This is a genomic window from Pedobacter sp. MR2016-19 (genome assembly GCF_014947265.1).
Classification (GTDB): domain Bacteria; phylum Bacteroidota; class Bacteroidia; order Sphingobacteriales; family Sphingobacteriaceae; genus Pedobacter.
This window is the reverse complement of sequence record NZ_JADCNK010000004.1, coordinates 140,902-155,105: the sequence shown is the minus strand read 5'-3', so window position 1 is coordinate 155,105 and position 14,204 is coordinate 140,902. Positions and strand designations below refer to the sequence as shown.

Here is a 14,204-nt window from a genome sequence, read left to right as displayed (position 1 = left end):
TTATATCATTAAAAGCCCACATTAACACCAAATAAGAATGATCTGGTACTTGGATAAGCACCGCGGTTATCAATACCCGGACCTAAACCTGTATCCTGAATAAAGTCAGGGTCGTTACCTGAATATCCGGTTATTGTAGCCAAATTCTGCCCGGTTGCATATACACGGATGTTACGTAGCATTTTAGTTTTAAGTTTGAAATTGTAACCGATGGTTACCTCATCGATTTTAACATTGGTTCCATTTTCCAAATAGTAATCAGAATACATATAGGTATCGTTAATCTGACTATACTTTCCGAATGCTTCTTTTAAATAATTAATCCCTGAGATAGATGGGTTACCATAAGAAAGCGCTGTGGTATTTAAGATCTGATAATCGAATTTACCGCGCAAGAATATCCTGAAATCGAAATTCTTGTAGGTAAAGTTTGCGGTGTATGAGGCATAATATTTTGGAATGGCATTTCCAATTGGCGCAAGGTCTGTTAAGTTTTTATCTTTTGAATAATTGATCTGGTCGTTACGCACGGCCTGTCCGTTTCTGTTATAGAACAACCATTTTCCATCTGCATCAAAACCTGCAAAACGTTTACCATAGAAAATACCAACATCTTCCCCTTCGTAAGTGGTAATGGCATCACCAAGCGCTCCGGCCCCACCAATGTCACCAAAAGTTTTATATTTAACGGTATAAATATCGTTAGAGTAAGAATCCAGGGTATTTTTGATGGTACTTCCTGTAAAATCCATACTAAAAGTAAAGTCTTTGGTTTTAATGGCCTGGTATGATAAAGCAAGTTCTATACCTTTTGATGAAATCTGCCCTACATTGGCAAAAATGCTCGATTGCACGTATGGTGGCTGAGGTGTAGTATAGGTATCTAATAAATCTTTGGTTGTACGTTTAAATACGTCTAAAGCACCTGTTAACTTGTTATTGAACAAAGTAAAGTCAGCTCCAACATTCAACTCCCGTTTGCTTTCCCATTTAAGGAATGGATTTGCGTTTCGGCTGGGACCATACGTTTCGCGGTATGCACCATCAGGATATAAATATTTCCCGCCAGTACTCAAAGTAACCCTTGAGGCATTGTTCTGAAAACCTGAGTTACCGGTTACGCCATAACCCGCTCTTAATTTCAAATTGTTAACCCATTTTACATTCTCCATAAACTTTTCCTGGCTTACATTCCATCCTAATGATACCGCAGGGAAGTTTCCCCACTTGTTGTTGTCTCCGAACCTTGATGATCCTTCTCTTCTTAAAATGAACTGAGCAAGGTATTTTCCATCAAATGCATAATTAATACGGCCAAAGAAAGCGATTAGGGTATTGTCGTTTTTAAAACTTCCCATCGCTGCTTTACCATCGGCCAGTGCCTGACCGGCATTTAAATTATCTTCATGAAACTGATCGTTTAAGAAACCGCGGTTACTCGCTTTTGCACCTTCTTCGATATAATAGCGATAACTGTAACCTGCCAATGCAGTGAATGAATGTTTATCTGCAATGGTTTTGGTATATTGTAAAGTTGGCTCGAAGGCAAAACTCTGAGATAGGAAGTTATTTTTAAAAGCATAACCTCCATTAGGATAATCACTGTTCTCTACAGAATTTTCGCTGGCAATATTTGCATAGCCACCATCTATATAACTGTCTCTTTGTACTGAACCAAAAACAGTTCCTTTTAAACCTGTCAAAATATCTAAATCAGCTTTAATATCTGCCGAACTGGTTTGTTGTTTACGGTAACTTGTTTCCTGAAATAAACGTGCAAACTGATTGGTACTCTGGTTATCGTAATAATAAGAGCCATCAGGGTTATAAATCAGCTTGGTTGGATTTTTAGTTGCTTCTTCTTCCCAACCGCTTCCTGTGAGTTCATTGTCAAAAAAATCAATTTTGGTTCCATTCGCAAGCAGGTTGGCATTGTTAAAATTGGTTGCCAGGTTCATCTGAACATTCAATTTATCATTCAATCCTTTTTGATTTACATTTAATCTTAGAGTATATTCTTTACGGCCATTTTCCAAAGCAATACCTTGTAAATCCCTGTAGTTTATACTTGCACGGTAACTTGTTTTATCAGATCCTCCGGATAATGAAAGGTTATGGTTTTGTGACAGGTTATCGTGATTAACCAATCGATCGTACAGATCTTCGCTGCCACCATAATCAATTGCATTAATCTCTTTTGAAGCAATTTTTTGTCTAAACTCATCCGCCGTTAAAAAATCCAGGCGGTTTTGGATAAACTCTTTCCTTGCATAGGCCGAGTAGTTAAAAGTAGGCGCACCGGGTTTACCTTTTTTGGTAGTGATTAAAATTACACCGGCATTGGCACTGGTACCGTAAATTGCTGCTCCTGATCCGTCTTTTAAAACGTCAACCGATAAGATATCATCTTGCTGCAAAAGATCGGGGTTACCACCTGGAATACCATCGATAACGAAAAGCGGACTTGCACTTCCGGTTACAGAAACAACACCCCTTAGTTGCACACTTGGGCCAGCGTTAGGGTTTGAACTTCCCCTGGTAATGTTCAATCCTGCAACTTTACCCTGAATAAGGTCGAGTGGATTCCGGGCCCCACTTTGCCTGAATTGAGCCGTATCTACGTGTGCAACGGATGAAGTAACCTCTTTGGTTTTTAACGTACCGTAACCAACCACCACTACCTCATCTAATTTTTGAGATTGCGACGGGACTAAACTGATGGTTAATGGCGTTGCTCCGTTACCAGCCGGAACGGATCTGGTTTGGTAACCGATATAGCTAAATACGAGCACATCGGTTGCGGCAGTAACATTGATACTGAATTTGCCATTCTCCTGTGTTACGGTACCACCTGTTTTGCCTTGGATCTTAATTCCAACACCAGGTAAACCGATTTTCTGCTCATCTACAACGGTACCGGTGATTGTTTTTTGCCCTGTTGATGCTGCAGGAGCGGTGCTTGCCGGTGCAGCAGGCGCTGTTGTAGCTGGTGCTGGTGCCGGGGTAGTAACCGGACGTGAGCCACCCAGCGGGTTTGGTGGTACCTTTACCGAATCAGCAGGTTTAGCTACCGGAACTTTTTTTGTTGTGTCTTGTTTTTTAGTTGTATCCTGCTGAAAATAATAGCGGTTGAAATTCTTTTTTTCGCTCTTAATTTTCGCAAACAACTGGGGGCATGACAGTAGGACAAGGCATAGGAATCCTGTCGTCCTGAGTAAAATGTTTTTCATTGGCACTCACTAGTTTAGTTTATAATTAGTTACGCAATGCGGCCAAAATTCCACTAAATTAATAAGAGCTATAAGATTAATTAGTTGTGATTAGATTCTCCGCAAAACGATTTAGTAACGCCTTAAAAGCGGTTTTGTTTTAAAAAAAAATGAAAACACCTTAAAATGTTACATTATAAGTAAAACAAAAATTTACTAATAAAATGCAATAAAGAATATTAATACAGTTAGGATATTGATTGGTTATGGAGGTATCTTAATTCGCAATACCATCATTTTGAATTTTTATTTATGGTATAAAAATCAATACGAATGAAAGGATTTTTGGCACAAAAAAAGTTTCTAAGAAATCGTCATCTCGACCGCAGCGGAGAGATCTTTTAATATAGTCTAAAGATCTCTCCACTACGCGTTGCTCCGGTCGAGATGACGCCGATTTTTAGAATCTGTCAATGATAGGGAGGTAAAACTAGCCTTTCAATTTTTCGACAATCAATGTGGCTGTTTTTGCTGAAGCGCCTGGTTTGCCCATGAGTAAAAGCAACTCATCGTAATGCTTTAACATCTCGCTCCTGCCAGCTCCTGTCATGATAATTTTAAGCTCCTCATCTACTTTTTGAGTGTTACAATCTTCCTGGATAAGTTCGGTGACAATCTTTTTGTTTACGATCAGGTTAACCAGCGAAATGAACTTAATTTTTACCAGCATCCGGGCAATGGCAATTGAAATTGTGCCTCCTTTATAAACCACCACCTGCGGCACTTTAAACAAAGCAGTTTCTAATGTGGCTGTTCCTGAAGCCACAATTGCAGCATGGGCATGGTGCAATAAATTATAGGTACTGTTAAAAAGCAAGTGAACTTTTTTGTCGCCCGTAAACTGCCGATAATAACTTTCGGTAAAAGTTGGTGCAGCAGCAATGGCAAATACACAATCGGGATAATTTTCGGTAATGCTCAACATCACCGGGAGTAAACGTTCTATTTCCTGTTTTCTACTGCCTGGCAACAAAGCAATAATTTTTTCATCTCCCAATTGATGGTTTACGCGAAAGTTTACATCCGGGGTAAACTGTGCAATTTCGTCTAACAGGGGGTTGCCAACATAATCTACCTGCATACCCCACTCCTGGTAGAAATCTACTTCGAAGGGCAAGATACAGAACATATGATCCACAACCTTTTTGATTTTCAGCACCCGTTTCTGGTTCCAGGCCCAAACCTTGGGTGAGATATAATAACATACTTTTATCCCATTGGCCTTTGCAAATTCAGCAATTTTTAAGTTAAAACCCGGAAAATCGATCAAAACCAAAACATCAGGCTTCCATTTTATGATATCTTCCTTGCAGGCTTTGAGGTTTCTGAAAATGGTGCGCAAATTTAAAATCACCTCAGTAAAACCCATAAAAGCCATATCGGCATAATGTTTAACCAGTTCACCTCCTTCGGCTTGCATTTTATCGCCACCGAAATACCGGAACACCGCTCCGCTATCCTCAGCTTTTAAGGCTTTCATTAAGTTGGCGCCATGTAAATCGCCTGAGGCTTCTCCGGCTACTAGATAGTATTTCATAATTTGTTATATATGATGTAAAATGGACAACGGAAGATCTAAGGTAAAATTCCCATCATCCGTATTACCTATTCCATTTTCCATCCTTAAAAAACTTTGTATGCAAAAAATACAAAAGCACACAAAAACGTTGCGGCCAATATGCCTCTGCCTATATTTTCTTTATTGTATTTAAAAAAGTATTGCATGGTATACGCATTTATGGCAATGCCTCCAATGTATAACAAATCTGCTTTTGCCAGGGAAGCCACATGGTGAATGATATACCAGGCAATTGAGCAAAATATTGCCGGTACAAGCAAACCAATTCCTAAACCTATCCACACCGAATTATTTAATCTTTTTAACCGATCAATCATAATGGCAAGCGCTTAGCCTAAATTAATGCCATCTGTTGCCGAAACTTTAGCGCCCGCAGCTTTTGAATCGCTGCCGCTAATGAAATTCCAGCTGTTCAAAGTTTGTATGGCATGATGCGCTGTTAAATCAAACTGCACCGGCACGATAGAAATATAATTATGCTCCAATGCCCAAACATCGGTATCTTCGCCTTTGTCGAAATTTTCGAAAACACCCGTTAGCCAATAATATGGTCGTTTGTAAGGGTCTGTCCGCTCATCAAATTCTTCCATCCATTTGGCATTGGCCTGACGGCAAATCTTAACCCCTTTTAGGTTGTCGCCTTTCGGGAAATTCACATTTAAGAGCGTACCTTCAGGCAAACCGTTCGCTAAAACCTGCTCACAGATATTTTTAATGTATTTTTTGGTAGAACTGAAATCAGCATCGGCAGCAAAATCATCGAGAGAGAAGCCAATAGATGGAATTCTTTCTATCGCACCCTCTACCGCGGCAGACATGGTACCCGAGTACAGCACATTGATAGAATTATTTAATCCGTGGTTAATTCCTGATACACATAAATCAGGTTTTTTACCTTTAAAAATCTTATTTACGGCAATTTTAACGCAATCAACCGGGGTACCACTGCATTTATACATTTCTACACCTGCATAAAGATCAACCTTGTCAAAACGGATTGGTTTGCCAATGGTAATAGCATGGCCCATTCCACTTTGAGGGCTATCTGGTGCCACTACCACCACGTTACCCAGCTCCTGCATTACCTCCATTAAATTCTTTATACCTGTAGCTGTAATCCCATCATCATTTACAACTAAAATATTTGGTTTTGTGCCCTGCTTTGTCATGCCTGTAAAAATACAGATTATAAATTCAAGGCACAATAAACCACCATTTTTATACTAAAACCATTTATCCCTGGCTTTTTAGTTTAGAAATTAAAATTATTTCTTTCCCTGCTATAAAGCATCTATATTTGAACAAATAACTTATTAAAAATGAATACTGTATTTAAGATCACTCTTAAACCACAGAGACCTATTCATGATCATAAACCAAAAACAATTCAATGAAATTTAAACTATTTACTTTGGCTTGTTTTCTTATTACAGGTTCTTTAGCGAAGGCGCAAACAATCTATCAATGGAAAACAGGAACTTCTGGTGGCTTTACCTACAAGTACGTTACCAACGATCCAACCAAAACACGTTTTTATACGTTAAAAAACGGTTTGACTGTAATTTTATCTCAAAACAACAAGGAGCCAAATATTACTTACAAAATGGCGGTAAGAGCGGGTAGTAATACCGATCCGCGTACCAATACCGGTTTGGCGCATTACTTAGAACACCTTTTATTTAAAGGAACAGATAAATTTGGAACACTAAATTATGCCAAAGAGAAACCACTTTTAGATAAGATCGAAGCACTTTACGAAACGTACACCAAAACTACCGATCCGGCCAAACGTAAGGAGATTTATAAGGAAATAGACAAAACATCGGGCGAAGCTTCTAATTATTCTATCGCAAACGAATACGATAAAATGATGAAGTCGATCGGAAGTAACTCTACCAACGCGCATACCGCTGTAGAAGAAACCGTTTACGAAGAAGACCTTCCATCAAATGCCATTGATAAATTTCTGGCTGTACAGGCTGAGCGTTTCCGCGCTCCTGTTTTCCGCATCTTCCATACCGAATTAGAAGCTGTTTACGAAGAGAAAAACATCGGCATGGATAACGATGGTCGTAAAATGTATGAGAAAATGTTATATGCATTGTTTCCAACACATAACTACGGCCAACAGACCACCATTGGTACTGTTGAACATTTAAAAAATCCATCATTAGTCGAAATCAGAAAATATTACAACAAATATTATGTGCCTAATAATATGGCCTTAATTATGAGTGGTGATATTAATTATGATGATTTAATTAAAAAAATCGATAAAGATTTTGCTTACATGGTTCCTAAACCATTTGCACTTTACAACCCTGCGCCAGAAAAACCATTAACCCAGGTGCAAACAGTTGATATTTACGGTCCAAGTGCCGAAAACTTATATATTGCTTACCGGGGCTTTGCCCAAAATACCCATCAAAGTTTACTTTTAGATTTAATCGGAAGCATTTTATCTAATGGCAAAGCGGGTTTAATGGATATCAACATTAACCAGCAACAAAAAATGTTGCGTGCAGGTGCTGGTTATAACTCCATGAAAGATTACGGAATCTTCATTTTATCTGGTTCTCCGAAAGCCGGACAAAGTTTAGAAGAGGCTCAAAAATTATTATTAGAGCAGGTAGAATTGCTTAAAAAAGGCGAGTTCGACGAAAGCCTGATTAAAGCAACTGTTGCCAACATTAAACTGGCCGAACTACAAAGTTTTGACAATAACGACGTTCGCGCAGATTTTGCAATGAATGCCTTTATCCAAAACCGCGGCACAGAATGGGATAAAACCTTAGCATCAACCGATGCCATGGCCAAAGTAACCAAAAAGGAAATTGTAGAGTTTGCCAACAAGTTTTTCATTAATAACTATGCTGCTATCTTAAAACATAAAGGTGAAGACAAAAGCATTGTTAAAGTAGAAAAACCTACAATTACAGCAGTAAAAACCAATGCTAACGAAGTTTCTCCATTTACAAAAAACATTATCGATGCTCCGGTAAAACCGATCGCACCTAAGTTTTTAGATTACACCAAAGACCTTAATTTTGGTAAAGCAGGTATTGCTGATGTAATTGCCATACAAAATACCGAAAATGGCATTTTCCGTATGGGTTACCGTTTTGATATGGGTTCTTATAACTACAAATTGCTGCCTTATGCTGCGCAATACCTATCTTTTTTAAGTACCGATAAATATTCTGCAGAAGATATCAGCAAAGCATTCTACAATATTGCCTGTAGCTATAGCATCAATGTAGGTACTGATGTAACTACCGTTTCTATCACCGGTTTACAAGAGAATTTTGATAAGGCCGTGGCTTTACTTGAAGATGTTTTAGCACATTGTAAACCAAACGAAAAAGCTTTAGAAGATTTAAAAGGCCGTTTGTTAAAATCAAGAGATAACAACAAATTAAATAAATCGTCAATTCTAAGTGGTTTAATGAGTTATGCACAGTATGGTGCAGATAATCCTTTTAATTACGGATTAACTAATGACGAGATCAAAAACATTAAATCGGCAGATTTGATCTACCTTTTACACAACCTTACCAATTACAAACACACCATTACGTATTACGGACCTAAAACATTGCCTGCATTTTCTGCTGATATTGTAAAAGCACATCCATTGGCAAAAGAATTTACTGATGCTGCACCGCTTAAGAAATTTGTTTATACCAAAACCGATTCGAACAAAGTTTACTTTGCCGATTACGATATGGTACAGGCCGAAATCCGTTGGGTACGCAATGGTGGCTTGTACGATCCGGCCAATGCTGCAAAAATTGCTTTATTTAACAACTATTTTGGTGGTGGCATGGGTTCAGTTGTATTCCAAACCATCCGCGAATCTAAAGCCCTGGCTTATTCTACCTTTGCGGTATATTCTTCGCCAAACACCAAAGAGAAAGAGAATGCAATTATTGCTTATGTAGGTACACAGGCCGATAAAATGAACGAAGCAGTAGCAGGTATGAATGAGTTATTAACCACTTTACCAGAGTCTGATAAATCATTTGCCTTATCTAAAGCCAATACTTTAAACGGCCTCGAAACCACCCGTATTACTAAAGATGGCATTATCTACAGCTACCTGGCAGATAAAAAATTAGGTTTCGATCACGACTCAAGGATTGATGAATACGCCAACTTAAAGCCATTAACGTTTAATGATGTAAAATCATTCCATCAAAACAACCTCTCGGGCAAGCCATACAGCTATTGTGTTGTTGCGTCAGAGAAAAAAATCAACATGGCCGATTTAGCCAAATTTGGTCCGGTAACTAAATTGAGCTTAGAGCAGATTTTTGGATACTAATAAGGTTGAAGGTTTGAAGGCGGAGGGTTTAAGGTAAAAGCCTTTGCCATAAAACTAAAATTGCAAGCGATTCCCGGAAACGGGGATCGCTTTTTTTATTTAGGTAAAATAGTTCGTTTCCAGAGGATAGTCGTTCAAATAAATTGAAATGCCAAATACCAACGCTAGTTCAAAGATGTTTCGCTATGAATTGAGCGATGAATATTTAATTATCAATAAAGGTTGGGGAAAGCAGTGTTCCGTAGGTTTGTTAGCATTTCTTCCGGCTTTCCGATCCGATCTTTTTTGCCCAATACCTAAACGGCCAGGCTGCAAAAAAGGATCTCCCCTTCAATCCGGTTTAAAAACGAGATTTGTGGTACTATTTAGGGCTGTAAAGCATATACACCCCCATCCGTAATTACAGCTAAACATATTTCAAGGTACTCAAAATCTCCTGGATCGAAAATTTAGCCCCGCAAACAAACTCATCAGCGGCTCCATAGTAAATTGTTAGTTCATCACCATTAACGATGTGGCCGTTGGTAAACACCACCTCGCCAAAAAAACCATGCAGTTCGTAATCTGCTGTTGGCACCATAATCGGTTCTTCGGTTCTGGCCAATACTTTCGATGGATCATTTAAATCCATTAAAAAAGCCCCCAGGCAATATTGATGTTTTTCGTTTGCACCGTGGTAGATTTCGAGCCAGCCTTCTGCGGTTTTTAGGGGTGCTGCACCGGCGCCCACACGGGCACTATCCCAGTGGTTAGGCCTGGTTTTAACAATACACTTGTGTTTGCCCCAATGGATTCCATCAGGAGATTCGGCCAGCCAGATATAATTACCACCCAGCGCCACACTGCTTGGCCGGTGTAAAGCATAAAATTTACCGTTAACGCATTCTTCGAATATGGCGCAGTCTTTATTGTGCGGTGGGATAATCATACCGTGTTTCTCAAAACGCTTCCAATCTTTTGTTGTTCTTAATCCAACGCCTACCCCATGCGCAGATACTGAAGTAAAAGTTAAATAGTAGGTGTTATCGATTAAGGATACACGGCAATCTTCAATGCCAAAAGTTTCATCTTCTCCCTCACCCTGCACTAAAGGATAACCGGCTGGTTGGTAAAAATGCACACCGTCATCACTGCAAACCAGCCTTAAATGTGATAGTGTGGTTAAATAATCAGCGCCTTTATAATTGATCACCCTCGGATCGCCCGCATCAAGGTCGGGGTGATTTTCTGCTATGGCTATAATTTCAATTCCATTATCTTTCAATACAGGGAAAGAAATAATACCTTGTTTTTGCTCAGGTCTTTCGGCAACCCGTATGAGCAGCCATGTTTTATTTTGAAAGGTAAAAACACCGGGATTTAAAAGACAAACGATTTCCAGCCCTGCCCTACTGGAATTTAGATCTTTTGGACATAAAATTGGGTTTTCGGGAAATCTTCTTGCAATATCGGGCATAAAAAATGTTTTAAAGCAAAACAGGCAGCCAAATTGACCGCCTGTTTATGATTAATAAAATTGATGTTATAATGAGTTAATCCATTTCACAAGTTCATCTCTTCCCTTGCCGGTTTTTTGTTGCAACTTGCCTAACAATTCATCGTCCTGGCCTTCTTCGTGTTTTAAATCATCATCGGTTAAGTCTCCATACGCTTGTTTAACCTTACCTTTTATTTCGTTCCACTTTCCTTTTAATTCTAACTTATCCATGCTCGTATTTTTTATAATAAAATATTCTAATTTCTAGATACATAACAGTTATCGCCTCTTTTTGTTTTGCTTTTAGCTGATAAAACCAAATAACGGCCTGATTTTACTTTACTCCACAAGGTTTTACAGATATTTTTAAGTATATTAAAAAATCATTTCAACAAACTATTCATATTATCAACTAAACTCCTTAATTTGATGAAAAAACTACTCTTTAGTATGCTTTTGTCTCTCGGTGTAATTTCATTTGCTTTCGCACAAGGCAGGGTAATTACCGGGAAAGTTACATCAGCTTCCGGACCAATTCCGGGTGTTAGCGTATTTGTAAAAGGCTTACCAGCTAACGGCACGCAGAGTGATGCCTCTGGAGCCTTTAAATTAACGGTTGCAGACGATGCAAAAACGCTCGTTTTCAGCTTTATCGGTTACAAAGCCAAAGAAGTGCCCGTTACCGGGCAGACCGTTAATGTAAACCTCGATGAGGAAAACAATACCCTATCAGACGTGGTTGTGGTGGGATATGGTACGCAGAATAAACGGGATGTGACTGGATCGGTAGCCTCTGTTAAATCTAAAGATCTGGAGAACTTACCAGTTACGACTTTTGAGCAAGCCTTACAAGGAAAGGCAGCAGGCGTGCAAATTGCAGCACAAAATGGAAAATTAGGTCAGGGGATTACCGTTAGGGTAAGGGGTGCTGCATCAGTAACTGCAGGTAGCGAGCCGCTTTACATTGTTGATGGAATCCCGATTACTTCTGGTGATTTTTCAGGCACCTCAGCGCCCACTAGTGCTTTAGCAGACATTAACACAAATGATATTGAATCTATTGAGGTACTAAAAGATGCATCAGCTTCGGCTATTTATGGTGCAAGAGCATCAAATGGTGTTGTTTTAATTACGACAAAGCAAGGTAAAGTTGGGAAAAGTGTAATAACGTTTAGTGCTTTAGGTGGTATCAGCAGCCCGTCAAACCACAGAGAATTCTTAAATGCTGAACAATATGTGAAAATTTTACGCAGGGCTGCAATAGGTGGTGCTACTTTCAAATTTAACTCGCAAGACCCTGCTGACCCTCAACCAGACGATTATGCAACCTTACAAGAAGCAATCGATGATTACAGCTCAGCTGTTGAAGGCAGATTAAACAGATATTCTGCAGGAAACAATGATTATCAAACCTACAAGGTAAATACCAACTGGGAGAGAGCAGCATTTCAAGATAAACCTGTTACGCAGCAGTATGACTTAAATGTTACAGGTGGCAACGAGAAAACTAAATTTTATATTGGCGGTCAAGCTTTAGACCAGCAAGGTATTATTGTTGGTAATAGCTATAAGCGATACAGCGGCAGATTAAACCTAACCAATAAGGTTACTGATTTTATAGAGCTTGGTGTTAATTTAAACTTTTCAAACAGTATAAACAACAGGTTATCAAATGACAATGCTTTTTCAAGTCCCTTACAAGCAGTTGCATTATCTCCTATTACACCTTTTATCGATCCGCGTTCTGGCTTAATTAGTGGAACGTTACCTGGAGCTGCTTCAAACTATCCGCTTTACTATAATCCTTTTATCGGAATCGAAAATGCGGCTTACAAAGCAACTGTTTATCGTACAATTGGTAAGGTTTTCGCTAACGTAAACATCGCAAAGGGCTTAAAATTTACATCTGAATTTTCAATTGATAACTTAAATCAAAACGAAGAAGCATATTACGGCTCATTAACATTCAAAAACACTGGTACATCAAATGGTGATGGGGTAAATATTTCTACGTTTGTAATCAATGCAAATACAAATAACTTTTTTAGTTATAGAACTAATTTAGGAGAGAAAAGTGTATTTGATGCTATTTTAGGTACAAGTTATCAAAAATCGACTACTAAATACAGTACGATAGAAGGTCAGGATTTCCCAAGTGATTCTTACACAAAACTGGGAAGTGCCGCTACCAAAGTTACGGCTTCAAGTAATGAGGGTGCGTTTAGCTTTCTTTCGTATTTCTTAAGAGCTAATTATAAATACAATGACAGATATTTAATTGGATTTAGTGTTAGGGCAGATGGATCGTCGCGTTTCGGAGCTAATCAAAAATACGGTTACTTCCCTGCGGGTTCATTGGCATGGATTGCATCTGAAGAGGATTTCTTAAAAAGTAGCGAAACCATTAGTTTGTTAAAATTGCGTGCCAGCTATGGTTTAACGGGTAATGCAGAAATCGGAAACTATTCTGCACGTGGTTTATTTAAAGGTACAGGCGCTTACGGAGGTTTGGCTGGTCAGATACCTTCGAGAATTGCAAATCCTGATTTAACGTGGGAAAAAACAACCCAATTAGACCTGGGGTTTGATTTTGGTATCCTAAAAAACAGAGTGTCGGCCACTTTCGATTATTATCAGAAGAAAACTACAGAATTACTTTTAGATGTTCCAATACCTCAAACAACAGGTTTCGCAACAAAAACGCAGAATTTGGGCAAATTAACCAACACAGGTTATGAATTGGGGATTAATACTGAAAATTTTGTTGGAGCATTCAAATGGTCTACAGCCATAACTGCAGCTATTAACAACAATAAGATAACTGATTTAGGTGGGCAAATTTTAAACACAAATGAAATTAACGCTGCTAGTTCTGGTCAACCAATCGGCGTATTTTATCTGCCTGAATATGCTGGTGTAAATCCAGATAATGGTGATGCGATTTATTATTTGAATACAGTTGATGCAACAACTGGTAATATTGATAGAGGTACAACTAGTAACATTAACTTAGCCCAAAGGATATTTGCCGGGAATCCTAATCCGAAATATACTTTCGGTATTAACAATACATTTTCTTATAAAAACTTTGATTTAGGTGTGTTTTTACAAGGTGTTAGCGGTAATAAAATCTTTAACGCAGGTGGTGCCTATATGAGTGCGAGTTCATCTAACGGGTACGATAACCAAACAGCAGATCAGATGGCTTACTGGGATAAAAAAGGAGATGTTACAATGGTTCCTGAACCACGTCTGGGATTTGGAAACGGTGTCGGTAATTCAACCAGATACCTTTCTGATGGCAAATATCTACGTTTAAAAACCTTAACGTTGGGTTATACTTTTACGCCTACAGTTTTAAGCAAGCTTAAACTGAGTAAATTAAGGTTATTTGCTACCGCACAAAACTTAGCTACCATTACAGGTTATAAAGGTTGGGATCCTGAAGTGAATGCCGATTATCAGTCTACAAATATTAATCAGGGCGTAGATTTTTATTCAGCTCCACAACCAAGAGTGATATCATTCGGTATAAACATTGGCCTATAATTTAAC

At 38.7% G+C, this 14,204-nt stretch carries 8 protein-coding genes; 2 read left to right on the top strand and 6 right to left on the bottom strand.

All coding sequences use genetic code 11. The features are described from left to right. Positions 1-8: 8 nt before the first annotated feature. The 4 genes from IM793_RS07725 to surE form a co-directional block, all read right to left on the bottom strand. Positions 9-3,230 carry a SusC/RagA family TonB-linked outer membrane protein gene (locus IM793_RS07725; RefSeq protein ID WP_193420456.1) on the bottom strand — a complete coding sequence of 1,074 codons (3,222 nt, stop codon included), beginning with the start codon at positions 3,228-3,230 and terminating at the stop codon, positions 9-11. Between the two features lie 469 nt (positions 3,231-3,699). Then, on the bottom strand, positions 3,700-4,806 hold the full coding sequence (gene lpxB / locus IM793_RS07720; protein ID WP_193420455.1) for a lipid-A-disaccharide synthase: 1,107 nt from the start codon (positions 4,804-4,806) through the stop codon (positions 3,700-3,702). Between the two features lie 86 nt (positions 4,807-4,892). Further along, on the bottom strand, positions 4,893-5,165 hold the full coding sequence (locus IM793_RS07715; RefSeq protein WP_167296916.1) for a stationary phase survival protein SurE: 273 nt from the start codon (positions 5,163-5,165) through the stop codon (positions 4,893-4,895). A gap of 12 nt (positions 5,166-5,177) precedes the next feature. Further along, complete coding sequence (gene surE, locus IM793_RS07710; protein WP_193420454.1) at positions 5,178-6,017, bottom strand: 5'/3'-nucleotidase SurE; 840 nt, start codon at positions 6,015-6,017, stop codon at positions 5,178-5,180. Positions 6,018-6,238: 221 nt separating this feature from the next. Here surE and IM793_RS07705 point away from each other — a divergent pair, with 221 nt between their 5' ends. Beyond that, positions 6,239-9,172: a pitrilysin family protein gene (locus tag IM793_RS07705; RefSeq protein ID WP_193420453.1), complete on the top strand. Its 2,934-nt coding sequence runs from the start codon at positions 6,239-6,241 to the stop codon at positions 9,170-9,172. Positions 9,173-9,578: 406 nt separating this feature from the next. On the opposite strand, the gene IM793_RS07700 is transcribed toward IM793_RS07705, so the two are convergent. Then, the gene (locus tag IM793_RS07700; protein ID WP_193420452.1) at positions 9,579-10,628 is read right to left on the bottom strand and encodes a glycoside hydrolase family 130 protein; all 1,050 of its coding nucleotides are present in this window, start codon (positions 10,626-10,628) and stop codon (positions 9,579-9,581) included. Positions 10,629-10,694: 66 nt separating this feature from the next. Then, positions 10,695-10,880 carry a CsbD family protein gene (locus IM793_RS07695; protein ID WP_121283788.1) on the bottom strand — a complete coding sequence of 62 codons (186 nt, stop codon included), beginning with the start codon at positions 10,878-10,880 and terminating at the stop codon, positions 10,695-10,697. 198 nt (positions 10,881-11,078) lie between these two features. Between IM793_RS07695 and IM793_RS07690 the strand changes: the two genes are divergently transcribed. After that, positions 11,079-14,198, top strand: a complete 3,120-nt coding sequence (locus IM793_RS07690; protein ID WP_193420451.1) for a TonB-dependent receptor — start codon at positions 11,079-11,081, stop codon at positions 14,196-14,198. The last annotated feature ends 6 nt before the right edge of the window (positions 14,199-14,204 follow it).